This is a genomic window from Corynebacterium limaceinasi, assembly GCF_046717465.1.
GTDB lineage: Bacteria > Actinomycetota > Actinomycetes > Mycobacteriales > Mycobacteriaceae > Corynebacterium.
This window is the reverse complement of record NZ_CP177100.1, coordinates 580,899-604,879: the sequence shown is the minus strand read 5'-3', so window position 1 is coordinate 604,879 and position 23,981 is coordinate 580,899. Positions and strand designations below refer to the sequence as shown.

General features: G+C 59.0%; 26 protein-coding genes. 14 read left to right on the top strand and 12 right to left on the bottom strand.

The window, feature by feature from the left end:
* Positions 1-5 precede the first annotated feature (5 nt).
* The 3 genes from ACLI1Q_RS03010 to ACLI1Q_RS03000 form a co-directional block, all read right to left on the bottom strand.
* Positions 6-785: a putative hydro-lyase gene (locus ACLI1Q_RS03010; RefSeq protein WP_239269370.1), complete on the bottom strand. Its 780-nt coding sequence runs from the start codon at positions 783-785 to the stop codon at positions 6-8.
* On the bottom strand, positions 776-1,939 hold the full coding sequence (locus tag ACLI1Q_RS03005; RefSeq protein ID WP_239269443.1) for an NRAMP family divalent metal transporter: 1,164 nt from the start codon (positions 1,937-1,939) through the stop codon (positions 776-778). The genes ACLI1Q_RS03010 and ACLI1Q_RS03005 overlap by 10 nt, the downstream gene beginning before the upstream one ends.
* A gap of 196 nt (positions 1,940-2,135) precedes the next feature.
* Positions 2,136-3,035 (bottom strand): DUF559 domain-containing protein, encoded by a 900-nt coding sequence (locus ACLI1Q_RS03000; RefSeq protein ID WP_239269369.1) that lies wholly within the window; start codon positions 3,033-3,035, stop codon positions 2,136-2,138.
* Positions 3,036-3,576: 541 nt separating this feature from the next.
* On the opposite strand from ACLI1Q_RS03000, the gene ACLI1Q_RS02995 reads away from it, so the two are divergent.
* Positions 3,577-4,620 carry an RNase H family protein gene (locus tag ACLI1Q_RS02995; protein ID WP_239269368.1) on the top strand — a complete coding sequence of 348 codons (1,044 nt, stop codon included), beginning with the start codon at positions 3,577-3,579 and terminating at the stop codon, positions 4,618-4,620.
* 6 nt (positions 4,621-4,626) lie between these two features.
* Here the strand turns inward: ACLI1Q_RS02995 and ACLI1Q_RS02990 are convergent, their stop codons facing one another.
* A complete protein-coding gene (locus ACLI1Q_RS02990; protein ID WP_411697068.1) occupies positions 4,627-5,082 on the bottom strand; it encodes a YdcF family protein in 456 nt (151 codons plus the stop codon).
* A gap of 120 nt (positions 5,083-5,202) precedes the next feature.
* On the opposite strand from ACLI1Q_RS02990, the gene ACLI1Q_RS02985 reads away from it, so the two are divergent.
* Positions 5,203-6,189, top strand: coding sequence for a LacI family DNA-binding transcriptional regulator (locus ACLI1Q_RS02985; RefSeq protein ID WP_239269366.1), 987 nt, complete (start codon positions 5,203-5,205; stop codon positions 6,187-6,189).
* 11 nt (positions 6,190-6,200) lie between these two features.
* A complete protein-coding gene (locus tag ACLI1Q_RS02980; RefSeq protein ID WP_239275598.1) occupies positions 6,201-7,109 on the top strand; it encodes a ribokinase in 909 nt (302 codons plus the stop codon).
* Positions 7,110-7,127: 18 nt separating this feature from the next.
* Here the strand turns inward: ACLI1Q_RS02980 and ACLI1Q_RS02975 are convergent, their stop codons facing one another.
* The 3 genes from ACLI1Q_RS02975 to ACLI1Q_RS02965 all read right to left on the bottom strand — a co-directional run bounded on the left by ACLI1Q_RS02975 (position 7,128) and on the right by ACLI1Q_RS02965 (position 10,026).
* Positions 7,128-7,991 (bottom strand): endonuclease domain-containing protein, encoded by an 864-nt coding sequence (locus ACLI1Q_RS02975; RefSeq protein WP_239269364.1) that lies wholly within the window; start codon positions 7,989-7,991, stop codon positions 7,128-7,130.
* A 301-nt stretch (positions 7,992-8,292) separates the two neighbouring features.
* Positions 8,293-8,793 carry a 5-(carboxyamino)imidazole ribonucleotide mutase gene (gene purE, locus ACLI1Q_RS02970; protein ID WP_239269363.1) on the bottom strand — a complete coding sequence of 167 codons (501 nt, stop codon included), beginning with the start codon at positions 8,791-8,793 and terminating at the stop codon, positions 8,293-8,295.
* A gap of 24 nt (positions 8,794-8,817) precedes the next feature.
* Complete coding sequence (locus ACLI1Q_RS02965) at positions 8,818-10,026, bottom strand: 5-(carboxyamino)imidazole ribonucleotide synthase (protein ID WP_239269362.1); 1,209 nt, start codon at positions 10,024-10,026, stop codon at positions 8,818-8,820.
* Between ACLI1Q_RS02965 and budA the strand changes: the two genes are divergently transcribed.
* Positions 10,012-10,743 (top strand): acetolactate decarboxylase, encoded by a 732-nt coding sequence (gene budA / locus ACLI1Q_RS02960; RefSeq protein WP_239269361.1) that lies wholly within the window; start codon positions 10,012-10,014, stop codon positions 10,741-10,743. The genes ACLI1Q_RS02965 and budA overlap by 15 nt on opposite strands.
* Here budA and ACLI1Q_RS02955 read toward each other — a convergent pair.
* Both ACLI1Q_RS02955 and ACLI1Q_RS02950 read right to left on the bottom strand, forming a co-directional pair.
* The gene (locus ACLI1Q_RS02955) at positions 10,721-11,161 is read right to left on the bottom strand and encodes a hypothetical protein (RefSeq protein ID WP_239269360.1); all 441 of its coding nucleotides are present in this window, start codon (positions 11,159-11,161) and stop codon (positions 10,721-10,723) included. The genes budA and ACLI1Q_RS02955 overlap by 23 nt on opposite strands.
* Positions 11,162-11,234: 73 nt before the next feature.
* Complete coding sequence (locus ACLI1Q_RS02950; RefSeq protein ID WP_239269359.1) at positions 11,235-12,104, bottom strand: biotin--[acetyl-CoA-carboxylase] ligase; 870 nt, start codon at positions 12,102-12,104, stop codon at positions 11,235-11,237.
* Positions 12,105-12,147: 43 nt separating this feature from the next.
* Here ACLI1Q_RS02950 and ACLI1Q_RS02945 point away from each other — a divergent pair, with 43 nt between their 5' ends.
* The 6 genes from ACLI1Q_RS02945 to ACLI1Q_RS02920 all read left to right on the top strand — a co-directional run bounded on the left by ACLI1Q_RS02945 (position 12,148) and on the right by ACLI1Q_RS02920 (position 18,215).
* The gene (locus ACLI1Q_RS02945) at positions 12,148-13,140 is read left to right on the top strand and encodes an ABC transporter ATP-binding protein (protein WP_239269358.1); all 993 of its coding nucleotides are present in this window, start codon (positions 12,148-12,150) and stop codon (positions 13,138-13,140) included.
* 101 nt (positions 13,141-13,241) lie between these two features.
* Entirely contained in the window at positions 13,242-14,504 is a 1,263-nt protein-coding gene (locus tag ACLI1Q_RS02940; RefSeq protein ID WP_239269357.1) for an ABC transporter substrate-binding protein, read from the top strand.
* Positions 14,505-14,801: 297 nt separating this feature from the next.
* A complete protein-coding gene (locus ACLI1Q_RS02935; protein ID WP_232207994.1) occupies positions 14,802-15,707 on the top strand; it encodes a carbohydrate ABC transporter permease in 906 nt (301 codons plus the stop codon).
* Positions 15,707-16,528 carry a carbohydrate ABC transporter permease gene (locus tag ACLI1Q_RS02930; protein ID WP_023016855.1) on the top strand — a complete coding sequence of 274 codons (822 nt, stop codon included), beginning with the start codon at positions 15,707-15,709 and terminating at the stop codon, positions 16,526-16,528. Before ACLI1Q_RS02935 ends, ACLI1Q_RS02930 begins: the two co-directional genes overlap by 1 nt.
* Positions 16,528-16,713 carry a hypothetical protein gene (locus ACLI1Q_RS02925; RefSeq protein ID WP_239269356.1) on the top strand — a complete coding sequence of 62 codons (186 nt, stop codon included), beginning with the start codon at positions 16,528-16,530 and terminating at the stop codon, positions 16,711-16,713. The genes ACLI1Q_RS02930 and ACLI1Q_RS02925 overlap by 1 nt, the downstream gene beginning before the upstream one ends.
* Positions 16,710-18,215 (top strand): alpha-amylase family protein, encoded by a 1,506-nt coding sequence (locus ACLI1Q_RS02920; RefSeq protein WP_411697067.1) that lies wholly within the window; start codon positions 16,710-16,712, stop codon positions 18,213-18,215. The genes ACLI1Q_RS02925 and ACLI1Q_RS02920 overlap by 4 nt, the downstream gene beginning before the upstream one ends.
* 269 nt (positions 18,216-18,484) lie before the next feature.
* On the opposite strand, the gene ACLI1Q_RS02915 is transcribed toward ACLI1Q_RS02920, so the two are convergent.
* Genes ACLI1Q_RS02915 through ACLI1Q_RS02905 form a run of 3 tightly spaced genes read right to left on the bottom strand, consistent with a single transcriptional unit; the run spans position 18,485 to position 20,930 of the window.
* Positions 18,485-19,063: a hypothetical protein gene (locus tag ACLI1Q_RS02915; protein ID WP_239269354.1), complete on the bottom strand. Its 579-nt coding sequence runs from the start codon at positions 19,061-19,063 to the stop codon at positions 18,485-18,487.
* 3 nt (positions 19,064-19,066) lie between these two features.
* On the bottom strand, positions 19,067-19,639 hold the full coding sequence (locus ACLI1Q_RS02910; RefSeq protein WP_239269353.1) for a hypothetical protein: 573 nt from the start codon (positions 19,637-19,639) through the stop codon (positions 19,067-19,069).
* Positions 19,640-19,661: 22 nt separating this feature from the next.
* Positions 19,662-20,930 (bottom strand): hypothetical protein, encoded by a 1,269-nt coding sequence (locus tag ACLI1Q_RS02905; RefSeq protein ID WP_239269352.1) that lies wholly within the window; start codon positions 20,928-20,930, stop codon positions 19,662-19,664.
* Between the two features lie 339 nt (positions 20,931-21,269).
* Between ACLI1Q_RS02905 and ACLI1Q_RS02900 the strand changes: the two genes are divergently transcribed.
* From ACLI1Q_RS02900 to ACLI1Q_RS02885, 4 genes are read left to right on the top strand one after another with little or no spacing between them, the layout of a single operon-like run.
* Complete coding sequence (locus tag ACLI1Q_RS02900; protein WP_239269351.1) at positions 21,270-22,730, top strand: acyl-CoA carboxylase subunit beta; 1,461 nt, start codon at positions 21,270-21,272, stop codon at positions 22,728-22,730.
* A gap of 6 nt (positions 22,731-22,736) precedes the next feature.
* On the top strand, positions 22,737-22,946 hold the full coding sequence (locus ACLI1Q_RS02895; protein WP_239269350.1) for an acyl-CoA carboxylase subunit epsilon: 210 nt from the start codon (positions 22,737-22,739) through the stop codon (positions 22,944-22,946).
* Positions 22,946-23,533 (top strand): Maf family protein, encoded by a 588-nt coding sequence (locus tag ACLI1Q_RS02890; RefSeq protein WP_239269349.1) that lies wholly within the window; start codon positions 22,946-22,948, stop codon positions 23,531-23,533. The genes ACLI1Q_RS02895 and ACLI1Q_RS02890 overlap by 1 nt, the downstream gene beginning before the upstream one ends.
* Positions 23,534-23,563: 30 nt before the next feature.
* A complete protein-coding gene (locus ACLI1Q_RS02885; protein WP_239269348.1) occupies positions 23,564-23,980 on the top strand; it encodes a DUF3151 domain-containing protein in 417 nt (138 codons plus the stop codon).
* Position 23,981 lies beyond the last annotated feature (1 nt).

Sequence of the window (23,981 nt, the reverse complement as noted above, 5' to 3'; positions counted from 1 at the left end):
AATACCTAAGGGATGAGGTACTCCGCATCGCGGGCATTGGTCACCAGCATCTTGCCCGGGGCATGGGAAATAGCCAGATCTGGCTTTGATTCCATCACGATGGCCTGCGGGGTAACCCCACACGCCCAAAAGACGGGCAGGCAACCTTCTGGAATGTCCACCGCATCACCAAAGTCCGGGTGCGCTAAATCCGCAATACCGATAGCCGCCGGATCCCCCACGTGCACCGGAGCGCCATGCACGGACGGATAGCGAGAGGTAATGCGCACCGCATCGGAGACCTGCGATGCCGGAATCGGGCGCATCGATACCACCATCGGTCCGGAGAATACGCCCGCAGGAGTAGTAGGGATATTCGTCCGGTACATCGGCACATTGCGCTGCTGCTTAATATGCGCGATCTCGATACCCGCATCCACCAGCGCCGTTTCAAAGGTAAACGAGCAGCCGATAAGGAAGCTGACCATGTCGGGGGTGTAATAGGAGGTGGCATCGGCAAGCGTGGCCGTGTGCTCACCATGCTCAAAGATGCGATAGGCCGGGATATCGGTGCGGATATCGCCGCCAGGCAGGAGATCAGAGGTGTACTGTCCCGCCTCAAGCACGCCGACGATGGGGCACGGCTTGGGATTGCGCTGGGCAAAAAGCAGGAAGTCGAAGGCGTATGCGCTGGGCAGCGAGAGCAGGTTGGCCTGCATGTATCCCCGCGCATGCGCGGCGGTGGTGGTCATCTCGTGGGTGCGCGCGAACTCGCGCACCTCTTCTGGCGTGTGCATTATGCCCATATCGCTGTGATTCCTGAGACTGCTCGGAGGCCGATGAAGATGGTAAGCAGCCAGGCCAGGCCGCCAAGGATTAGGAGCCACTTTGGGTACTTATAGCCCTGCAGCAGATCCTTGCGGCGCCAAGCCACCCACATCACCAGCGCGAAGCCGATGGGAAGGATGAGCCCGTTAATCGCACCGGCGAAGATCAAGAGCTTTTGCGGCGCGGAGTTGATTATTACAAAAATGACCGTACAGACCGTAATGAAGATGACGGTGAAGATATTCCGAGTCCGGGCCGAAGTTTCCTGGGTGGTCACGAAGGATACCGAGGTATAAGCGGCACCGATGACGGAAGATAGGCCCGCAGCAAAGAGCACCATGCCGAATGCGCGGAGACCGAATTCACCGGCCGCGTGGTAGAAGGCATCGGCGGCAGTATTATTTTCTTTTAGCGTGACGCCGGTAGTCACCACGCCCAATACCGCCAAGAAGAGCAGCATGCGCATAATACCGGTGACGATGATGCCGCTAACGGAGGTCCGCGTAATGTTCTTCACGTTTTCAACGCCAGATAAGCCCGCATCGATCAACCGGTGCGCGCCGGCGAAAGTGATATAGCCACCGACGGTGCCGCCGATGATGGTGGTGATAACGAAGAAATCGATTTCACCCGGCGCGACTGTATTCTTCAGCGCCTCCCCTACCGGCGGCTGGCTGACGATGGCCACGTACAACATGAGCAGGATCATCACCGCGCCCAGGGCGGCCACGAGGCGGTCCAGCGCCATTCCGGCGCGGCGGGAGAGGAAGATAAACACCGCAATCGCCGCCGCAATGACGCCGCCGATGCGCGCATCGATGCCCAGCATCGCGTTCAAGCCCAAGCCTGCGCCGGCGATATTACCGATATTAAAAATCGCCCCGCCGAAAAAGACGAAGCCGGCGAGCACCCAACCTAGACCGGGCAGGACGGTATTGCCCAAGGTATTGGCGCGCATTCCCGTCACGCAGAGCACGCGCCACACATTGAGCTGGATGGCAATGTCCACCAAGATGGACAGCGCGATAGCGAAGGCAAAAGAAGCGCCCATCTGGACGGTAAAGACCGAAGTCTGGGTCAAAAAGCCCGGGCCAATGGCCGAGGTAGCCATGAGGAACATGGCTCCCGCCATGGCGCCAATGCCCTTGGGCGGGGTTTTCGCATCCGCCTCCGCCCCCGCCGGTGACGGGGCGGAAGCCTGTTTTTCAGCACTCACTAGTCTCACCTTTCGTGACGCCGGTCTCTCTTAATTGTGATTCGCATCATCATAATTGCTATTACGGAGGTTGTTCAACAACATCTATAGCTAGGGGTACCACGGGGGTGATCTACGCTACTTTTCCCGTCTTTCGCCCCAGGTATTCAACTATTGTCTCTACGACCCTATTCGGGTCATTAACCAGCTCTTTTGGCCCAAACCTCAATACCGTAAATCGCTGGTTTTCGATTTCTCGTTGCCGGCGCATCTGTTCCTTGACCACTGTTTCCGGCGCTTTCCCATAAGTACCGTCGTACTTGGTATCCCCGTCGACCTCAATAATGAGCCACCCATCGATGCATAAGTCAGCCCGGTACTTTCCCAATACGCGAAATTGTGGGTACACAGTGGCCGAGGGAATCTTTTCAATAATTAACGCCCGCAACAGCGACTCGTACGGTGATTCAGAACCGGCATACGCATGCTCCACCACCATTTTCATGGGGAGAGGCCCCTTCATCCGAGCCATTACTGCCCGGGTTTCCTTTAGTTCTTCTACCGAAACTAGGCCCGCACGCAATGCGGAATCGACCGCAACAAGCCCCTCCGCAAACCCATGTAGCCTGGCGATATCCAAGCACGTCCGCGCCGGATTCGTCACCCGAACCCCAGACCTTTCCACCGATGTCTCCCCTATACGTGACATTCGGTAGTACTTTCGCGGCCAGTGCGTTTTCGGTGGGATACTTCCTGAAGGTGAAGCGAGTTCGACGACCTCATTTCTCCGCGGAATTACCCAAATTCCCCAAATACGCGCAGCCGACTTAGCCACCAATGACGCTCGGTGCGCACTTAGGCCGGCCGCTAAAGTAAGGGCAAGCTGTTGCTTATGCCATGGCCAGCTTTCCCACGTCGTTGTTTTCACTGCAATCCATGGAGCGACTCGCTTTAATTCGCCCGTGTACAGCGCGGGATAGTAAGGACTAGTTGAACCTGCGTAACGAAGATTAATTAACTCATGATTTAACATGCTCTTTATCTTCGCGGCTTCCTAGAGAAACTGCCGGGCGTGATGCTCCAAATGGTCACATTCTGAGCTCTCCGCCGGCAATCTGCACCGAACGGGTGACGGTCCACGGAGCGGACGGCCAGCATCTGTTGCGGAAGGCTAGGTAGTCGGCCGCTTTCAGTCAGGGGTTGGAGGGTCAGCCTCCTATGGTCAGCCTCCTATGGTCATCCTCCACTGCAATAACTGAGCAAACTAGCGCCTCAAATATCGCAAATCTTCTTCAAATGTTGCATGGGACCCTGCACTTTTGCGGAGCAACCTAAAGAGGCCTTTGAGCAACCGGTTGCGGAGCAACCTGAAGGGGCCTTTGCACAGCCCATTTCGGAGCTTCCTGAAGGGGCCTTTGCGCAGCTTCCTGAACAATCCGTTGCACAGCTCTTTTGTGGCACTGTTGCGAGACTGGCCGCAACGAGTACTAGAACTATCGAGAACCTTCACGAATCGAGCCCACATCAGGCGCGTGCAGCTCACAGCTGGAATGGGGCGTGATTTACTAGTACCAATGGAACCCCTCGAGCTCTCAGCACTCACCGGCACGCAATCGCGCACCTACGGCACCCGCAAAATTACCAAGAACATGGTGTCTGCGCCGGTGCATGTGGCGATCGCGTTGTGGGATGAACGCTGGGACTCAGCGGAGGACGGAACTATCGAGGGGTGGGTCATCGCGGTCAACACCCCGCAGGCACGCTTCGTGCGCAAAGGCCAGATCAAAAAAGGCGATATCGTCAAAGTTGCAGTAAACGAGCTACAGCGGGCCTTGCACGGAATAGATGGACGCACCTGGATTGTCACCGGGCGTAGGCAAAATGCGCTGCGAGCGACACTCGAGAAGCGCGGCTATACGGTGACGGGGAGCTTTGCGGGGGAGAATCGGGCATCGGCAAGCGCGAGCTCCGCACGCCGCAAACAAGCTGGTTTGACCGCACGGAAGGCCCGCAAGCTGGGCGAGGCCCCGAAGAAGAAGGAAACCAACCAGGTCGAAACACCAGAGGCGAAATGGTGGCCCAACTTCTCGCACACGACGTCGTGGCCGGCGGGCGCGGTGGTGCGCATCGCCACCGATGCCTCCTCCGATACCGTGTTCAAGGGCTCAATGTGTTTCGTGGCGGGAAACGGTGACTACCGCCTGCGCACCCGCGAGACGAAAGCTAGCACGGACGAACTGGAGCTTGAAGCGCTCACGCTCGCGTTAAAGTACCTGCTCAAGGTAGGTGCAACGAAGGCCGTGATCGAATCCGATTCCGTCGCGGCACTGGACGCGGTCAACCATATCCTGCACAAGAAGGGCTCCAAGGCGGCACGGTCTGGACGCAGGTGGCGCGGTGTCTCGTCTGGCGCGCGTTCCCGTTTCCAACAGGCCTGGGGCGACCTTGAAGGCACCTGCGAAGTGGACATCCGCAGGGTACTCGGGCATGCCGGAGATCCGCTCAATCGCGCCGCCGATCAGATTGCGTATATGGGGCTGCGCGCCATTGCCCACCCCATGAAGCAATCTCGGCCTACCTTGCAAAGCGGGATCAGTAAGGCACTCAAAGTGGTATAGCCTCGGTTACCTCCGCAGTCGCCGCCACAGGATTCGCGCCGCGGAATGCGGGGTCGCCGCAAGCTCGCGCAGGTAATTGCGCGGCATCGACAGCCACGGCGTGCGCGCGGAGTGAACGGTTATTGCAATGCCCAAATGCCAGGCCCACAATGCGGTGCGCAGGGCATGGAAATCGTTGGTGACCACCTGCAATACGGCATCTGGTGCGAGGCTGTGCGCGTTTTCTAGGTTCTCATTTGTACTGGTAGCAACCGGTTCCACGAGCACATCCCGAGGATCAACACCCCGCTGGATTAGGTATTCGGCCATCGCGCCCGCTTCCCCGCGGCCAGAGACGATGACCATCTGCCCAGAATAGAGTTCGAGCGTCTTATCCAAACGCGATCGCAGCATGGCGCCCGGATGACCGTGGGTAACCCGGGAGCCCAAAACAAGGAGCGGATCTCGTGGGGAATTTTCCATGCTCATTAGCTTAGACCGGCGCGAACCCTTGACAGGCACAGGTACTGAACCGTAAATTGAAACATAAGTGTGCAATCGATTGCACACCCCGTCGAAGCTGCTCTACCCCTAGGAACCGAAATGGCCGCAACCACCCTCAAGCACGTAGCCGCTGCTGCTGGGGTGTCCATTTCCACCGCCTCGCGCGCACTGGCAGGAAACCCAGCTATTTCCGTAGCCACCCGCACGCGCGTAAAACAGGCAGCTGAACAGCTCAATTACCGCCCAAATGCCCAGGCACGCGCGCTGCGCAACGCACGGTCCAATGCCATCGGCCTCGTCATACCAAGCCTGGACAACTCGTATTTCGCCGCCATGGCCGCCGCAATTGAGCAAGAGGCTAATGCACACGGTTTTGCCACCATGATTACTAGTTGCGGCGAGGATCCTGCGCGTTTGGAACGCGCCCTCGATGCCCTCACGCAGCGGCAGGTCGATGGAATAATTACTGTTCCCCTCGATGGCGCAGAAGAGGCGATTGACCAAGCCCACTCCCATCGGCCGTTGCTATTGATTGACCGAACACTCGGAGAATTTCCCGCCGTGATTTCTGATCCCAGTCCGGGAATGCACAGGGCAATTGCGCAGCTCAAGGACAAAGGCCATACCTCGATTGGCTATCTTTCCGGCCCCCAAGAAACCTCTACCGGCAGGCAGCGCCTCGCTGTATTCACAGAAGCGGCTCGCGACCTTAATATCCACATTCACCACGGCAGCTTCCGGCACCGAGAGGGATACAAGGGTGCAATCGAACTACTTAATGCAGGGGTTACGGCCATCGTCGCCGCTGATTCGATGATGACTGCAGGCGCATTAGAAGCCTGTCATAATTCCGGCAAGGCCATTGGAGAGGAAGTCGCACTCGTCGGTTTCGATGACTTCATTTACCTGCGCTTCCAGCCGGCACCCATATCCGTAGTGGACCAAAACGTCGATCACATGGGCAAGATAGCCACCGCAGAACTCATCGCGGCCATCAAAAATAGGCGCCTGCCTCAAGGATCAATAATCGATACGCGATATATCCCCCGCATGTCCACCGCATTCACCGTAGAATCCGATTCATAGGAGGATTTCCAATGAGCAAGCTCACCGTCGTCGGCTCGATTAATGCTGACCTTATTGTCCACGCCGAACGCCACCCGCACCCCGGCGAAACCCTGCTGGGCTCCGGCGGCGAGATCCTCGCTGGCGGCAAGGGCGCAAACCAAGCGGTCGCCGCTGCGCAATTGGGCGCCAATGTAGCTTTCGTCGGCGCGGTCGGCTCCGATCCCTACGCCGAGCCCGCCATGCACTACATGCACAGCTCCGGCATCGACCTCAACGCGGTGGAACAGGCCGATACCACTACCGGCTTGGCGGTCATCACGGTCTCCGCCGATGGCGAAAACACCATCGTCATCTCCCCCGGCGCGAACGCTCTTGTCGATGCCCCCTTCGTCACCGCCCGCCAATCCACCATCGCCGATGCGGACGTGGTCCTGCTCCAGGGCGAAATCCCCGCCTCCGGTTTCAAAGCCGCAGTCGATGCCGCCCAAGGACGCGTAGTCGTCAACCTCGCCCCAGTCATCGAGGTGGACCGCGACGCGCTCCTGCAGGCCGATCCCCTCATGGCCAACGAGCACGAGGCTGGCCTCATCCTTGAGCAACTGGGCCTTTCTTCCACCGGCACCCCGCGCGAGCTCGCCCACCGCCTGGTTTCCGCCGGCTTTAAATCGGTGGTGCTGACCCTCGGGGCCGAAGGCGCCTACGTGGCAACGCCCGAATCCAACACGGATATCCCCACCCCACAGATCACCGCGGTCGATACCACCGGCGCCGGCGATGCCTTTGCCGGTGCATTTTGTACCAAGCTCCTTGCAGGCGCCACGCTTGTCGATGCCGCCACCTTCGCCGCCCGCGTCGGTGCCTTTGCCGCCACTAGCGCCGGCGCCCAGCCGTCCTATCCCACGACCTCTTCGAGGTTGCCAGAGGTAACGCAAGAATAGAACTGCGTTCGGTGGTATCTAGCCGTAGATTGGTTCGGACTCAAATCCGGCGAGAATCCAATGCCACTGCCACACGGGCTTGTGAACGTGCGACGTGAAGTTGGTGTGGCCCTCGTCTGCTTCGATTATTTGCTGCACTACATCAACTAAGTGGTGCTTCACGCAGCTCCCCGAGTACCGCAACACCGTATAGCCTTTCAACGCAGCGTTATTTCCCTTCCACCGGTCCTTAATGAAGGTACCTAGGTCTTCAGCCTTGTGGTAGTCGTAACCATCAATCTCTACCGCCACCTTACCCACCACAATGTCCCACAGGTACGGACCGATTTGATGGTTAACCTGCACCTTTTTACCGCGCTTCTGCAATGCGCGGGCCACCTTCCTCTCCACTTCACTATCGGCACCGATGGCGGCCTTTTTCACCAGTTCTTTGACCCTTGCCGGTACCCGAGAGATAGCGCCCCATTCCTTCTCTAGGGCTTGTTTCCCGCGTCGCGTCTGATAGCGCGCTTCTAGCATCGCCAGCGCTTCCGCTTCACCTACCTCTCCCGCAGCCAATAGTGGATTCTGAACAGGAACGCCATCCTGGCTAAAGGTCGTTGTCTGCCGCGTACGCTGCACCTTTAACCAAGTAGAGTTCGCCAGCGGGTGCTCGTAGGCACAATGCAGCGGAAAGGTCAGTTCCTTCTTGGAATAGAGCTCAACCGCAGATTTCCCCGCGAGCATTATTCCAGGCCATTTTTCATGCACGATGCGAGCGAGCTCGAATGGCGTAGGTTTCCGCCACGTATACAACCCACGGCGAATTTTAATTATCTTGCCGCTGGCCAGACCGGACCGCAGTTGCCTTTGATTCAACCCCGATACTAAAAGTTCCTTCATCTACTCCCCCCTCGAAACAGTTACGCCCCGAGTGGAATTGTAAGTGAGGCAGCGCGGATTCGCAGGGCCACGTGCCACCGACCCCAGCCTTGAGGCGTCCATAATAACCGCGTTCCTCTAAATATCTGGCCAAAAAAATGAACAATCGCGGTTGTTTTGGACGCAGCGCCGCCCGATCAACGCCCTGGATGCCAGAAAACCTACGCACGCCATACAAAAACGCCTAAAACAACCGCATTCCTCTAAAAATCAGACCCCAAATTGGAGAAACGCGGTTGTTTTGGACGCAGAGTACTAGGGGCTACTCCCCTAGCAACTTCGAGCGCAGGTTCTTATCCTTCTGTTCGACTTCTTCTGCCATCTTTTCTTGGTAGGCAACCATCTTGTCTTGCAGCGCTGGGTCTCCGGCGCCCAGGATGCGGACGGCCAGCAGACCGGCGTTCTTTGCGCCGCCGATGGAGACGGTGGCCACGGGAACGCCGCTAGGCATCTGCACGATAGAAAGCAGGGAGTCTAGGCCATCGAGATCCTTGAGTGCGCGCGGAATGCCGATAACGGGCAACGGCGTGGCCGCAGCAACCATGCCTGGCAGGTGGGCGGCGCCACCGGCACAGGCGATGATGGCTTTAAGGCCGCGGGAGTGTGCGCCCTTGGCGTAGGCCAACATCTTTTCCGGGGTACGGTGGGCGCTGACCACGCCAACCTCAAAGGGGATGCCGAAGTCCGCGAGGACTTCCGCTGCGGGTTCGACGGTGGGCCAATCCGAATCCGAGCCCATAATGATTCCTACCTGCGGTTCCATAATGTCCTTTCTAGGTTTTAAGAGTTATGCCCAGGTTGCGTGCATCAGAAAGTGCGCGGCCTGGCGGGCGGCATCGTGGGTCTCATCGAGCGATGTACCAGCGACATTGACGTGGCCGATCTTGCGGCCAGCGCGGTGGTCCTTGCCGTACAGGTGAATCTTGGCGTGTGGGAAGCGCTCCATGACCTCGCGCACGCGCTGCGGCATGGGCATCTTGGGGTCTTCGTCCGCACCGAGCACGTTGGCCATCACGGTCACCGGAGCGAGGGCATCCACCGCGCCCAAAGGCAGGTCGAGTACGGCGCGCAGGTGCTGTTCGAACTGCGAGGTCACGCAGCCATCCTGGGTCCAGTGGCCGGTATTGTGCGGGCGCATGGCCAATTCATTAACGGAGATGTCCTCGCCATTCTCACCGTTGAAGGCGAAAAGTTCCACGGCCAGCACGCCGGTCACGCCGAGGGATTCGGCAATGCTCAGCCCCAGCGCAGAGGCGCGTTCTGCCAGCTCAGGCGAGAGATCGGGCGCGGGCGCGATGGCCTCGGCACAGATGCCGTTGGCCTGGCGGGACTGGGTAATGGGCCAGACCTTGGCTTCACCGGATGGGCGACGCGCTACCAAGATGGACAGCTCGCGGGTCAGATCCACCTTCTCTTCGGCCATGAGCGGCGTGCCGGCATCTAATAGCTCGGCGACGAGCTCATCAAGATCGGCATCCGAGGGAAACCACACGCCCTTGCCGTCATAGCCACCGCGGCGGGCCTTGAGGCACACGCGCCCGTCTACGGCATCGAAAAAAGCGCGGGCATCGGCGACGGATTCGATGGCGCTAAACCGCGGGACGGGCGCCCCCAGAGCGGAAAGCTTTTCGCGCATGTCCAGCTTGTCCTGGGCATAGCGCAGGGCGCTGGGCTGGGGCTGGACGTTGAAGGAGGCATCGATAAGCGCGGCGGAATGCTCATTGGGCACATGCTCATGCTCGAAGGTAACCGCATCCGCGCCGCGGGCTGCCGCGAGCAGGTCCTCGTACTTGTGGTAATCGCCCACCACGATATCCGGGGTAACCTGCGCGGTAGAAGAATCCGGGCTACCAGCAAGAATCCGCAGATGAATATCGAGTTCAGCGGCGGCAGGCTGCATCATGCGCGCCAGCTGACCATCGCCACAGACAGTTACAATAGGTTTTGAGACACTCACGCCCACAATATTAGCTTGGATACCATGTTTACCCGTCATTCGATCTTCCAGAACTCCCTCATGAGCGCCCTCCTTGATGGCATTTATGACGGCGAGATGACCATCTCTGAGCTGCTAGGAAAGGGCAATTTTGGCATCGGTACCTTTAACGGCCTCGATGGTGAAATGATCATCTTGGACGGGACCTGCTACCAGCTGCGCGGCGATGGCTCCGCGCGGGTTGCGGACTTGGACCAGCAGACTCCTTATTCCGTGGCCACCAACTTTGTGCCGCGCATTCTTGTCGATGCCCCACGGGGCCTGCGCCGCGACGAGCTTTCCGCCTTCATCGACGAGATAGGGCCTTCCGCCAACTACATGTATGCCGTCCGCATCACGGGCAGGTTTTCTGAGGTCTCAACGCGCACCGTGGTCAAACAAACCAAGCCCTATCCCCCAATGACCAAGGCGGTCGGCGGCGATAAAGAGCTGCACTTTAGCGATGTCGAAGGCGTCATCGGTGGCTTCCGCACTCCCGTATACGAGCGCGGGATTTCGGTGCCCGGCTGCCACGTGCACTTTATCGACGCCGCGCGTAAGTCCGGCGGACATGTGCTGGATTACACCGTGGATGAAGCGAAAATCGAGCTCTGCCCCGGTTCCGATTTAGAACTGCGTCTTCCGTTGACCCAAGAATTCAGCAGCGCTAATCTCGCACCGGAGGACCTAGATAAGCAATTGCACTCGACCGAGGTTAAAACCAGGGGCGATCATTAATAATCTCCGCCACCTGCTTTGACTTGGCCACGGTGGGAAAATACATGGCCCTGTCCCAACCGTTGAGTGCAATGGAAATGCCGCCGCGGCGCTTGCGGGCGCCGCGAATATCTTCCAGCGGAATCGAATCGATGTGGCGGCCCTCTCGCACGATGACGCGGCGGTTGGTCACGATGAACCGCTTGCGGCGGGCCCTATATAAAGGAATAAGGAAGCGCCACGTGCTCAGCCCAGCCCACAAGACGACGAGCCCATTGCGCAACATCGGATCTACTCCCTGGGCATCGCACCAGCCGATGGCAATCCACAGCACGCCGGTGATGAGGATGAGCTCCAAGAATGGGAAAACGAGCGCGCGAAACGGCGCGGATACATCCGCGCGCTTTACCTCGCCTTGGCCCATCTTCATCAATCCCATAGCCATGGATAGTACCAGTGCGAGGCCGTGCTGCTCAGACCACGCGGACTCCGCAGCACCCGCCGCGCAGTACCTATCGTGCCGGGCGCAGATGCGTCACGTCGCCGGCGGAGTAGTACTCGCCCGCGACGTTAATGCGGCCGTCATCGCCGATGCCCTCGACGCGGCCGATGACATCGCCAGTCGGGGTCTCCAACCGCACCTCCTGGTCAATGGATGAGCACACCGCGCGGTAATCCTGCATAAGCTGCGGATCCTGGTTTTCCCACTGCGTAATGCGGCGGCGCAGGTTTTTCAGCACGGTAATAGCCAGCTCGGTGCGGTCGGTATCGCGGCCTTCAAGCGCCAGCGAGGTGGCCCTTTCGATGGGTAATTCCTCGCGGGTGAGTGTGACATTAATGCCCATACCCACGACCACGCGCGCGGAGGGTGCCTGCCCGCCGACGGTCTTATTTACCTCGGCTTTATTGACTTCTGCTTTGTTGACCTCAGCCTTGTTCAACTCAGTCTTATTGAGTTCTGTCTTGTTGAGCTCGGTCTTCGGAGCGGACTTGAAGGCTTGGCCCACCGGACCGGCCTCGGCAAGGATGCCGCAGAGTTTATTGCCATCTATATGCACGTCATTCGGCCACTTGAGCACGGAACCCTCGATGGAATCGGTCACGGCCAGGCCCGCAGCCAGCGGAAGCGTGCCCAAGTAATCGAGGGAATCGGGCAAGAGCAGCACGGAAAAGATCACCTGGGATCCGGCGGGCGCCGTCCACGCCCGGCCGAGGCGGCCCTTGCCGGATAGCTGCTCATCGGCAAGCAGCACGGTGCCATCGGCAACGTTGGTGGCCTGCATCAGGTCGGTATTGGTGGAACCGGTCTGATCCACAAAATCGATGGTGCTGAAGTCCTCTGCCAGGGCGGTGCGGATGCGGTGCTTATCAAGTGCAGTCATAGATTCCAAGATACCGCCCGCCGGTGGTGCTAGTGTGTTGCGCATGGCAAAGGTCACTTTTGAAAAGGTAAATATCACCTACCCCGGCGCGGCGGCGCCCACAGTGAAGGAATTGGACCTAGAAATCGCGGACGGCGAGTTCCTCGTCTTGGTGGGACCGTCTGGCTGCGGCAAGTCCACGACGCTGCGCGCGCTGGCCGGCCTTGAACCAATTTCTAGTGGCCGGATTCTCATCGATGATGCGGATGTCACGGGCCTTGAACCGGGCGATCGCGATATTGCGATGGTTTTTCAAAATTATGCGCTCTACCCGCACCTTTCGGTGGAAGAAAACATGGGCTTTTCGCTCAAACTGGCCAAGCTCTCGAAGGCTGAAATCAAGCAAAAGGTCCAGGATGCAGCAGACATGCTGGGCCTAAGCGAGTTCCTCAAGCGCAAGCCCAAGGACCTATCGGGTGGTCAGCGCCAGCGCGTGGCCATGGGCCGTGCCATCGTGCGCAATCCTAAGGCCTTCCTCATGGATGAACCGCTTTCTAACCTGGATGCGAAGCTGCGCGTGCAGACTCGTACCGAGCTTGCGAGCCTGCAGCAGCGGCTTGGGACCACCACGGTCTATGTCACCCACGACCAGGTCGAGGCGATGACGCTGGGGCACCGGGTAGCGGTGTTAAAAGATGGCGTATTGCAGCAGGTTGCCCCACCGCGTGAGCTTTATGCGGAGCCAGCCAACGAATTCGTCGCTGGCTTTATCGGATCGCCTGCAATGAATATCTTTGACCACAACGGCGAGCGCCTGGGCGTGCGCCCGGAAAACATGCACCTCAATGAGGGCGCTGAGGGCCTGCGCGGCGTGGTCGACCTAGTTGAAGAATTGGGTTCCGAATCCTTCGTTTACGCCACGGTGGGTGGCGAGCGTTTCGTTGCGCGCTGCGAAGGCACCCCGCCACAGCGCGGCGAGGAGGTTGTATTGACCTTTGATGAAAGCGCCGCACACCGCTTCGATCCAGAGACCGGGCAGCGCATCGCTACCTCTTAAAGCACCCCCGTTTAGAGGTGAATAATCAAAATCTATTCTGCGCGCGGTGTTTGTAAATTATTTTTAAGGAACACCCAAGCTTTCTGAAAGGTGAATTCCCCATGAAGAAGTACTTCATTCGCACCACAGTCGCCACCACGGCAGTACTGGCACTAGCCGGCTGCTCCACGTCTGACGACGGTGCAGATAACGCAGATGGCTCCGCATCCGGTTCCGGTTCCGGCGCTGACTCCCACGGCCCCATCACCTTTGCCATGGGCAAGAACGACACGGATAAGATCACTCCCATCATCGATAAGTGGAATGAAGAAAATCCGGATGAAAAGGTCACGCTCAAGGAGCTCGCGGGCGAGGCAGATGCCCAGCGCGAGACCCTCGTGCAGTCCCTCCAGGCCGGCAATGATGACTACGATGTCATGGCCCTCGACGTGGTCTGGACCGCGGAATTCGCCGCCAACCAGTGGCTCCAGCCGCTCAACGGTGACTTCGAGACCGATACCTCGGAGCTCTTGCCGGCCACCGTGGAATCCGCAACCTACAATGACGTGCTGTATGCGCTCCCGCAAAACACCAATGGCCAGCTCCTGTTCCGCAATACTGAACTCGCGGACGCTACCCCGGAGAAATTCGCCGACCTCGAATCCGCCTGCAAGGCACTGGAAGACGGCAAAAAGTGCCTGACCACGCAGCTCAAGCAGTACGAGGGCTTGGCTCTTAATACCGCCGGCTTCATAGAGGGCTGGGGCGGCTCGGTGCTTGACGATGACGGCAATGCCACCGTCGACTCAAAGGAAGCCCAGGAAGGCCTGCAGGCCATGGTGGATGCTTATGAAGACGAAATCATCTCCAAGGACTCCACCGCCGCCACCGAGGAAGAGACCAACATGGCCTTCACCGAGGGCAAGACCGCCTTCGCAGTGAACTGGCCCTACATGTACACCAACGCGGTCGATGCCGGCATCGACGTCGAGGTCCAGGCACCGCTGGGCAAGGACGGCGTTGGCGTATCCACTTTGGGCGGCTACAACAACGGCATCAACATCAATTCCAAGAACAAGGGCACCGCCCTGGACTTCATGAACTTCATCATCAATGAGGAAAACCAGAAGTCCTTTGCTGAGCAGTCCTTCCCGCCGGTTCTTTCCTCCATCTACGATGACCCGCAGCTGCAGGAGGAATTCCCCTACCTGCCAGCGCTGAAGGAATCCCTGGAAAACGCCGCACCGCGCCCAGTATCGCCGTTCTACTCCGCCATCTCTAAGGCCATCCAGGACAACGCTTATGCCGCGCTGACCGATGGCAAGTCCGTCGAAGATGCCACCTCCGATATGAAGGCGGCCATCGACTCTGCTTCGCAGGGTTAAAGATACGCTCCCTGCCCCTCGTATCCCACGAGCAGGGAGCATGCATAAAACTGAGAAATACATAGCGAACCGCTAGTGCACAAATGGGTGAGGAAGGCGCATACGCCATAGCCTCACCCTTTGTGGTTTTCCCACCCTAGTTGGGGATAGAATCTAGCGCACCAGAAATTATCTGAACCAGAAAGGCGAATAACCGTGGTCACCACTTCGCCGACGCAACAGACGCACTCATCATCGAAGAAACCCAAGCGCACCCCTAGCTCCAGCAGGTTAGCCAATTTCGGGCGGCCCGCCGCGCTGATCGCCCCAGCGCTCATCGTGCTGGGCATCATCATCGGCTATCCCATCGTGCGCGCGGTCATCCTGTCTTTCCAGGGAAACCGGCAGCTGAACCCCAAAACGGGCATCTTTGAAGAAGGCGGTTTTGCCGGCCTAGACAATTACCTGTACTGGATCAATAACCGCTGTGTTTCCGGTGCGGGGGAAATCACGACGTGCCCGCCCGGTGTTATCGCCACCGACTTCTGGCCCGCCGTAAAAATCACGCTGTTTTTCACCGTGGTCACCGTCGCTTTGGAGACCATCCTCGGCATGTTCATGGCCATCATCATGAACGGCGAGTACCGCGGCCGCGGCTTGGTGCGCGCCGCCGTGCTCATCCCCTGGGCCATTCCTACCGCCGTGACGGCCAAGCTGTGGCAGTTCATGTTCGCCCCAGAGGGCATCGTCAATTCCTTGCTTGGTACGAATATCGCCTGGACCACGGACCCGTTTTATGCGCGCTTTGCCGTTATCATCGCAGACGTGTGGAAGACCGCGCCATTTATGGCGCTGCTCATCCTGGCCGGCCTGCAGATGATCCCCAAGGACGTCTACGATGCCGCCCGCGTCGATGGCGCCAACCGCATCCAAACCTTCTTCCGCATCACCCTGCCGCTGGTGCGCCCAGCCCTGATGGTGGCCGTGCTCTTCCGCACCCTGGATGCGCTGCGCATGTATGACCTTCCCGTCATCATGATTTCGAGCTCGTCTAACTCCCCTACCGCCACCATTTCCCAGCTGGTGGTGGAAGATATGCGCCAAGGTAACTTCAATTCCGCCTCGGCGCTATCCACCCTTATCTTCTTGCTCATCTTCTTCGTCGCCTTCATCCTCATCCGCTTCCTCGGCGCGGATGTCTCCGGCAGAAAGGGTGCAAAGTAATGCGTAAATTCGGACACTACGCGGGCATTATCTTCATCATGTTCTGGGGCCTTGCGCCCTTTTATTGGATGGTGGTCACCGCCCTGCGCAGCCAGGAATTCACCTTCGATACCACGCCCTGGCCAACGCATATCACGCTCGATAATTTCCGCGATGCCCTCGCGACGGACAAGGGCAATGACTTCCTCGGCGCGCTGGGCAATTCGCTGTTCATCTCTCTCGCGACCACCGCGGTAGCCGTTTTAGTCGGCGTATTTACCGCGTATGCGCTCTCCCGCTATGACTTCCCCGGCAAGGGTATCGTCACCGGCATCATCCTGGCAGCCTCCATGTTTCCCGCCATCGCGCTGGTTACCCCGCTCTTCCAGCTCTTTGGGCGCCTGGAATGGATCGGCACCTACCGCGCGATGATCATCCCGAATATCTCCTTCGCCCTGCCGCTGACGGTCTATACCCTGCTCAGCTTCTTCCGGCAGCTGCCCTGGGAGCTTGAGGAGGCCGCCCGCGTGGATGGCGCGTCCCGCGCCCAGGCCTTTCGGCTCATCCTCCTGCCGCTGGCCGCCCCGGCGCTCTTTACCACCGCGATCATTGCCTTTATCACCACGTGGAATGAATTCATGCTGGCCAAGCAGCTGTCCACGACGGGCACCGAGCCGGTCACGGTGGCCATCGCCCGTTTCTCTGGCCCCTCGGCCTTCGAGTACCCTTATGCCGCAACCATGGCGGCTGGTGCATTGGTGACCATTCCGCTTATCATCATGGTGCTCATTTTCCAGCACCGCATCGTCGCCGGGCTTACCGCAGGAGGTGTCAAGGCCTAATGCGCCGGTCCCTGCTGTGGGATTCGCTCCTCGGATTCCTCGGCTTCTTCGCGTGCCTTGCGGTCATCCAAGCCGTAGTGAACTTATTTGAAGACTCTCCCGCCGTATGGCCCAGCCTGGTGGCCGGCGTGCTGTGCGCACTGACGTACTTTGCGTGGCGGGCAAAAAGAAAGGATCTGCAATGAGCTGGCACCACAACACCGTCTTCTACCAAGCCCTGGTGGGCTCGTTTAAGGACTCCGGCAATAACGAGGCCGAGAATAAGGGGATCGGTACACTGCGCGGGGTCATCGACAAGCTGGATTACCTCCAGTGGTTGGGCGTGGACTGCCTCTGGCTCTCGCCGTTTTATGCCTCGCCGCTGCGCGATGACGGCTACGATATCGCCGATTATTACTCTATCCACCCCGATTACGGCACGATGGCGGATTTCGAGGAACTGGTTGAGGAATTGCACCGTCGCGATATGCGCATCATGACGGACCTGGCGCTCAACCACACCAGCTCCGATCACCCGTGGTTCCAAGCCTCGCGCTCCGACCCGGATGGCCCGTTTGGGGATTTCTACGTCTGGGGCGATGACCCCGAGCGCTACCCCGAAATTCGCGTCATTTTCACCGACGTTGAAACCTCCAACTGGACCTGGGATGATAAGCGCCAGCAGTACTATTTCCACCGCTTCTACTCCCACCAGCCGGATCTCAATTACGATAACCCGGACGTGCAGGATGAGGTCTTTAATATCTTGTCCTTCTGGATGGACAAGGGCCTCGACGGCCTGCGCCTCGATGCCATCGCGTACCTCTTCGAGCGCGATGAGCTCGGCGGCGAGTCCCTGCCGGAGACGGTGGAGTTCGTGGAAAAGATTCGCGCCTTTATGGATACCCACTATCCCGAGGCCGTCCTCATTGCGGAGGCCAACCAGCCTCCCAAGGAGACCATGGAGTACTACGGCTCCGGCAATCGCTTCCACATGGTCTTCAACTTCCCGGTCATGCCCCGGCTGTACCAGGCGCTCGCGCTTGGCGATGCCACCCCCGTCTACGACATCCTCAACCAGCTACCGCCGCTGCCCGAGGGGTGCCAGTGGGGTACCTTCCTGCGCAACCATGACGAGTTGACCTTGGAAATGGTCGACGATGACGTCCGCGAGCTGATGTATCAGACCTACCTGCCAGAAGAAGGCATGCGGGCGCATGTGGGCATCGCCAGGCGGCTCATGCCGCTCATGGGCGGGGACCGCCGCAAGGTGGAGCTGATGTTTTCGCTACTGATGACCCTGCCGGGTGCGCCCTTTATTTATTACGGCGATGAAATTGGCATGCTCGATGACACCTCTTTGCCGGATCGCTATGCCGTTCGCACCCCTATGCAGTGGGACGATAGCGAAACCGCGGGCTTTAGTGCCCGCACCCCGGCGCGGCTGCCTATTGTCGGCGGCACGTCCGTGGAATCGCAGCTCAATGATGCCACTTCCCTGCTGCACAGCGTGCGCACCATGATCACGGAGCGCCACGCGCACCCCGAGCTGGGTACAGCACCCTGCGAGCCGGTGGAAACCGGTAAGGAAAGCGTGCTCGGTTACCAGCGCGGCGACCTGCTGTGCCTGCACAATTTCAGCGACCGCTCCGTTGACCTAGGCCCCGTTGAGCTTGGGCCTTACGGGTATGCGTGGTTGCCGGCTTAAAGCGGCCGCCTTCGGCCCTGCATAGCCACTGCACAGCCAGCCATGCCGGTGGATGGGCCCGGCTTTGCCATTTGTGCATCCTCCACTGCGATAACTGAGCAAACCCGGCCCTCAGATATCGCAAATCTTCCTCAAATGTTGCAGAGGAACCTGCACTTTGGAGGATGCACTTCAGAGGATGCACTTCTAATAAGGCACCGTAGCTGCCAAAAAGAGCCCAGCTCCACACCCCGATGCATAGGGTGCGGGTGGGCTCATTTCCTGATGAATTAACTCCAGTCCGGAGCGTCTTCTAAGCGCAGCTCGGAATAGCGAGCTTCAGGGACAGTGGCCGAATATGGTTTTCCTACCGTTTCCCATACTTGGTCTCGGTTGCAGCGCACATCCTGGCCATCGGTATCCAGCATGGTAAAGCCCCACACCAACTTGCCTTGGGAATTTGCAGGCAAAGTATATGGCCCAACTACCTGGTTAATCTTCCAGTGCTGTTCGCTGACGTAGTTGAAGCCGTAGGTCTTGGTCAGGATCTTGGCCAAATCTCCCTCTCCCTGCACGGAGCCGGAAACCTCAACGGTTTCTGTCCGCGCTTTGGATACGGTGTGTTTGACCGGCACCGGCTCAGCATTGTGGTTGGCCACGCTGGCGGCATCAGTTTGCTTGAACCAGCGGCGCTTCGCGGTGACATAGGTGGAGTTCTCCCCCGGCGTTGCGCAATGCGTGCCGGGCTTATAGTCATCGTTCCAGCGCTGGGGCAGTTCAAAGTCTCCGCCGAAGTCAGAGGCGTGGGCTACTGGAACGGCCACCAAGCTCAGCGCTGCGATTGCACTAGCGATGGTCTTAGCCTTCAAGGTTTAACCCCAATCGTTGTTATCACGGGTGGAGACCGCGACGTGGCGTTCCTTGGGCAGAGTTGCGGTAAACTTACCGCCATTGGCCTGCCAGGTGTGGTCGGAACCGCACACGGTCTTTTGACCCTCGAAGTCAGAGACTACCCAGCCAGCCTTCAGCACGGCAGTCTTACCCGGAGCAATATCGTATGGGCCGACCTGCTCGCCTACCTCGTAGGTCTGGCTAGAGGTGTAGCTGGAGGAGAAGGTGAAGTGAATCAGATCCAACAACTTAAAGTCCACACCAGCAGAAACGTCCCAAGACTTGGTCTTGGTTTCCTTGATGGAACGGGTGACTGGAAGTGGCTCATCGTTGTAGTTGGAAACGGTCCAGGTGCCGGCGGAACCGTCGAAATAGGTGCGCTTAATATCAATGGTCTGGCCGGTATCGCCAGGATTGGCGCAGCGCTCGCCAATCGTGGTGGGGTTTGCTGGGCCCAGGTCGCGCTGCGGCAATGCATTGGCGGCTGGGGCAGCGAATACGCCGGTGGCAACGGCTAAAGCCGCGGTGGTGGACGCAATCTTGGAAATGCGCATGAGATGTACTCCTAGCAGGTAGTTAGTAGATGGTTTGGGTGGGTACGGGCAGATCGCGGTATTCGTCAGGGGTGACGTCTACGGTGCGGGTACTACCGTCTTTGGAAGTGATTGTGGCTTCGGCCCAGAAACCGCTCGGGGCGGTGGTCTGTTTATAGTTCGAAGTAAGGTCGTACTTGCCGGATTTTCCGCAGTGCACCTCGCGATAGTTGATACGGGTCATGGTGGTGCCGTATTCCACGCGAACGCGCTCTCCGGGCGCAAGGTTTACGTGTTTGAGCTCAGTACCAACCGGCATATAGGCACGCTTGATGGCGCCGACCGACTCGAGCCAGCCCTGGGGAATATCGCCCCTATTGCCTCGCCAATTGGTATATGGATCGTGCTGGGCACCAACTACGAAGTCCGTTACCGGCGCGAATTCATAGTCACCCTGAGACCAGTTGAGGAAGTCGGTGGAATAACCGGGTTTGCGGAAGGTGGGTTTCACCGCCGTGATATCCAGCGGATACCAGGAGTTATCGTTGGCCTCGCACTTTTCGCCTTCCTTGGGCCACGCAGGATCGCGTTGGGGTTCGGCGGCTGGTTGCATGATCTCGTCTTTGCTCGGATCAGCGATCTTTTCCAAGCTGGGTCCGGAAACCGCAGTGTAGTTACCTTCGATGGGCTTAGAGTTAGTGCTGCCGGAACGAGACGGAATTTCCATTGCCAAGTCCGATACGGATCCATCAGCCTTGATGATATAGGCAAAGGCATAGCGCTCTGCTGGGGCTTTACCGCGGATGACGTTGGCGCCGGGAATGTTTTCGAGGCGGTCATCATTGCAGCCGACGAACATGGAAATAAAGTCCTTTTCCACCACGCCGTATTCCACGCGGAAGGATTCGCCCGGCTTGAGTTTGACGGGCCCGAAGGTTTCTTTATCTCGCCAGCCATTGGCCATTTTTAGGCCAATATCGGATTTGGCGGTGGTGTCCCAACCAGAGGGCAACTTGGCCTTGGAGTTGGCGTCAATTTCGTGGTTGGTGCCGGTTTCTACCTCGGCGGTGTACGGCACCTCCTGGTCGGTGGTGTTTTTGAATTGCAAGGTTCCGTCGCTCATGTAGCGACGGCCTGTTTCAGCAAACCGCCATTCGCGTTCGGTGTTATCTCCGGCGGCGCTGCAGCTTTTATAGAGGTTGGTAATGGGATATGCCTGTGGCATCGGGGGAATATCGCGCGCATGTGCCGCGGGCGCGAGAAGTGTCGCGATGGCAAGCGGCGCGACAAGTCGCAGTCCCTTTGAAATCACCAGAAGACCGTCCTTGTGGTTGTTTAAGGATACGAGAAATAATTCATGAAGACACAGCCGATATTAAGCTCTTCGTTATAGCTCCTCAACAGTTACGGCTATCTCTCTTTATGACATTTATCGTCGATACGGTGGGAAAACGCCCCTTACCGGTAACGAACGCTGCACATCACATTTCACCCTTACCCCTATAAAGGGGAGCTAATATTTCCTAATGTCTGGCAGGTACTCCGGTTGCGCTGATGCCGCACCGATAGCGCTCCGACACCGACCCCTGTGACGATGCCCAAACTGCACAATTTCCGCATCTTTGGCCTTCCACTAGTACACTCAGCGCCTATGACTGACCTGAAGACCACCGCTGGCAAAATTGAGGACCTGGACAACAAGCTCGCCGAGTCCCGCGCGCCGTTGGGGGAAGGCGAGCCAGCCGCCCGCACTCGCGTGAATCAGCTGCTAGATGAGGGTTCCTTTGTAGAAACCGATGCACTGGCCCGCCACCGCTCCACCGACTTTGGCCGCGAGCACGATCGCCCGTACACCGATGGCATCGTCACCGGTTACGGCACCATCGACGGGCGCCGCGTGTGCATTTTCAGCCAGGATGCCACCGTCTTTGACGGCACGATGGGTGAGGTTTATGCGGAAAAGCTCACCAAGGTCTATGACCTTGCGCTGAAAACCGGCGTGCCCATCGTCGGCATCTATGATTCCACCGGCCCGCGCGCGCAAGAGGGCATCGTCACACTTGCTGGCTACGCCCGCATCCTCGCCCGCGCGACCGAGGCCTCAGGTCTTATCCCGCAGATCTCCGTGGTGGCCGGGGATACCAGCGGCATTGCGGCATTTGCGCCCACGCTTGCCGATGTCCTCATTGTCACCCACGGCACCAGCCTGCACCAAGCAGGCAGCGATGTCGCCGAAGCGGAACCGGAAACCTTTGGTGGTGCCGCAGTCCACGCGAAGTCGGGCACCGCGCAGATCAGCGCCCCGAGCGAGCAGGCAGCTCTCGACTTGGTCCGCGACGTACTGGCTTACCTGCCGGCCAATAACCGCGCCGAGGCAACGCGCATCGATACGCGCGAGGTCACCGAATTCGATCTGGATTCCGTCATCCCGGATTCGGCAGCGGATGCCTATGACATGCGTGAGGTGGTCAACGCGGTCGTCGATAAGGGCTCCTTCTTTGAGCTTTCGGCCGAGGCCGCGCCCAATATCATCACGGGCTTTGCCTTCGTGGATGGCCGCGCCGTGGGTATCGTCGCCAACCAGCCGCTAGCGCTGGACGGCGCGCTGGATTCGGCCGCGGCGGAAAAGGCGGCACGCTTTGTGCGTCTGTGCGATGCCTTTAATACCCCAATCATTGAGTTCGTGGACTCGCCCGGTTTCGTTGCCACCCCGGCAGAAGAAAAGGCCGGTCTCCTGCGCCGGGCGGCGGGGTTTGCGTATGCACAGGCGGAAGCGAGCGTCGGCAAGCTTACGGTGGTCACCCGCAAGGCCATTGGCCCGGCCTACGCGTTTATGGGATCCAAGGATCTGGGCGCGGATCTGGTCTATGCCTGGCCGACCGCGGAAATCGCCGTCGCCGAGGCAGCCCAGACCGCGCTGACCATCTACGGAGATGAGGATAAGCAGGAAGAAATGGACGAGCTTTTCTTGCACCCCTACGCTGCCGCCGAGCGCGGACTGGCCGATAATGTCATCGAGCCTTCCGCTACCCGCCACTACCTGGTTGAAGGCCTGCGCCTGCTAGAGCGCAAGGTCGTGGCCCAGGTACCCAAGAAGCACGGAACTGTTTAGGAAAAGATGTCTGAACCCGAAATCAAAGTCCTGAAGGGAAACCCCACGGAAGAAGAGGCCGCCGCGCTCTCGACGGTGCTCAAGCAGATGCAAAAGGACCACTCCGGTGCCTTTGGGGATCGCAACCACTGGGGCAGGCCCGGTGAGCGCTTCGACCACTACGGCGCGCAGCGCGTCTTTAATCCATCTGCCTTCCACACCGTGCGGTATTACTAATGCGCCTCATTTTGGCCTCGCAGTCCCCCTCGCGCGCCGCCATCCTGCGCGCGGCCGGCGTGGAACCGGTGCTCGAGCCCGCCGATATTGACGAGCGCGCCCTGGAAACCCAGTTGGCGGGGCACTCGCCTGCCGATACCGTGGCAAAGCTTGCCACCGCCAAGGCCGAAAAGGTCGCTTGCCGGTACCCCGACGAGCCGGTTATTGGCGGCGATTCCATGCTGCTATTGGATGGCCAGTTGCAGGGCAAACCGCACACCGTCGATGCCACAATCGAGCGTTGGCACCAACAGGCTGGGCGCACCGCGCAGCTACTTACCGGCCATTGCCTGATTTTTGGCACGCAACGCCACGTGGAAACCTCTACCACGACCATCCGGTTCGCAGAGGCTTCTGCCACCGATATCGAGGCCTACGCTCGCAGCGGCGAGCCCTTGGAGTGCGCGGGCGCGTTTACCTTGGAGGCCATGGGCGGCTGGTTTATCGATAGCATCGACGGCGATCCCTCTTCTGTCATCGGGCTGTCCCTGCCGGTGGTGCGCCGCGCGCTTTACTCTTTTGGGCTCAGCGTTTCTGATTTCTGGTAGGCCCGCACGAGCATCGCTAGAGTGTGTCTTATGGAAATGAAAGACATGCTTGCCCCAGAACCGATTAAATTGCCCGCTGATCCCGGCGCTCAGGACGCGGCCGCGCCTGCGGCCGGCATCGTAGACCACCCGGATTCCCCGTTGCTGTGGGCCATGCTCGCGGAGCAGGAGCTCGACAAGCTAGAGGGCGCGGATCCCAACGAGTACATCACCGCTTATGCCTACGCCCGCACCGGCTACCACCGCAGCTTAGACCGCCTGCGCGGCAATGGCTGGAAGGGATGGGGCCCGGTCCCCTTCTCCCACGAGCCCAACCAGGGTGTCCTGCGCGCCATTGCAGCCCTTGGACGTGCCGCCAAGGCCATCGGCGAGGACGATGAATACGACCGCATTCGCCAGATGCTTTCCGATGCCGACCCCGATAGCGTCTCTCAGCTCCTCGATTAAG

Excerpts from the sequence above, each read along its gene's own strand:
- ACLI1Q_RS02900 (WP_239269351.1), top strand. The coding sequence starts at position 21,270 with ATGACTGACCTGAAGACCACCGCTGGCAAAATTGAGGACCTGGACAAC.
- ACLI1Q_RS02980 (WP_239275598.1), top strand. The coding sequence starts at position 6,201 with ATGAGCAAGCTCACCGTCGTCGGCTCGATTAATGCTGACCTTATTGTC.
- ACLI1Q_RS02895 (WP_239269350.1), top strand. The coding sequence starts at position 22,737 with ATGTCTGAACCCGAAATCAAAGTCCTGAAGGGAAACCCCACGGAAGAA.
- ACLI1Q_RS02955 (WP_239269360.1), bottom strand. The coding sequence starts at position 11,161 with ATGGGATTGATGAAGATGGGCCAAGGCGAGGTAAAGCGCGCGGATGTA.
- purE (WP_239269363.1), bottom strand. The coding sequence starts at position 8,793 with ATGGAACCGCAGGTAGGAATCATTATGGGCTCGGATTCGGATTGGCCC.
- ACLI1Q_RS03000 (WP_239269369.1), bottom strand. The coding sequence starts at position 3,035 with ATGTTAAATCATGAGTTAATTAATCTTCGTTACGCAGGTTCAACTAGT.
- ACLI1Q_RS02965 (WP_239269362.1), bottom strand. The coding sequence starts at position 10,026 with ATGACGGGTAAACATGGTATCCAAGCTAATATTGTGGGCGTGAGTGTC.
- ACLI1Q_RS02910 (WP_239269353.1), bottom strand. The coding sequence starts at position 19,639 with ATGCGCATTTCCAAGATTGCGTCCACCACCGCGGCTTTAGCCGTTGCC.
- ACLI1Q_RS02920 (WP_411697067.1), top strand. The coding sequence starts at position 16,710 with ATGAGCTGGCACCACAACACCGTCTTCTACCAAGCCCTGGTGGGCTCG.
- ACLI1Q_RS02975 (WP_239269364.1), bottom strand. The coding sequence starts at position 7,991 with ATGAAGGAACTTTTAGTATCGGGGTTGAATCAAAGGCAACTGCGGTCC.
- budA (WP_239269361.1), top strand. The coding sequence starts at position 10,012 with ATGTTTACCCGTCATTCGATCTTCCAGAACTCCCTCATGAGCGCCCTC.
- ACLI1Q_RS02925 (WP_239269356.1), top strand. The coding sequence starts at position 16,528 with ATGCGCCGGTCCCTGCTGTGGGATTCGCTCCTCGGATTCCTCGGCTTC.
- ACLI1Q_RS02990 (WP_411697068.1), bottom strand. The coding sequence starts at position 5,082 with ATGGAAAATTCCCCACGAGATCCGCTCCTTGTTTTGGGCTCCCGGGTT.
- ACLI1Q_RS02940 (WP_239269357.1), top strand. The coding sequence starts at position 13,242 with ATGAAGAAGTACTTCATTCGCACCACAGTCGCCACCACGGCAGTACTG.
- ACLI1Q_RS03005 (WP_239269443.1), bottom strand. The coding sequence starts at position 1,939 with ATGGCGGGAGCCATGTTCCTCATGGCTACCTCGGCCATTGGCCCGGGC.
- ACLI1Q_RS02950 (WP_239269359.1), bottom strand. The coding sequence starts at position 12,104 with ATGACTGCACTTGATAAGCACCGCATCCGCACCGCCCTGGCAGAGGAC.
- ACLI1Q_RS02885 (WP_239269348.1), top strand. The coding sequence starts at position 23,564 with ATGGAAATGAAAGACATGCTTGCCCCAGAACCGATTAAATTGCCCGCT.
- ACLI1Q_RS02890 (WP_239269349.1), top strand. The coding sequence starts at position 22,946 with ATGCGCCTCATTTTGGCCTCGCAGTCCCCCTCGCGCGCCGCCATCCTG.
- ACLI1Q_RS02930 (WP_023016855.1), top strand. The coding sequence starts at position 15,707 with ATGCGTAAATTCGGACACTACGCGGGCATTATCTTCATCATGTTCTGG.
- ACLI1Q_RS03010 (WP_239269370.1), bottom strand. The coding sequence starts at position 785 with ATGGGCATAATGCACACGCCAGAAGAGGTGCGCGAGTTCGCGCGCACC.
- ACLI1Q_RS02985 (WP_239269366.1), top strand. The coding sequence starts at position 5,203 with ATGGCCGCAACCACCCTCAAGCACGTAGCCGCTGCTGCTGGGGTGTCC.
- ACLI1Q_RS02995 (WP_239269368.1), top strand. The coding sequence starts at position 3,577 with ATGGAACCCCTCGAGCTCTCAGCACTCACCGGCACGCAATCGCGCACC.
- ACLI1Q_RS02945 (WP_239269358.1), top strand. The coding sequence starts at position 12,148 with ATGGCAAAGGTCACTTTTGAAAAGGTAAATATCACCTACCCCGGCGCG.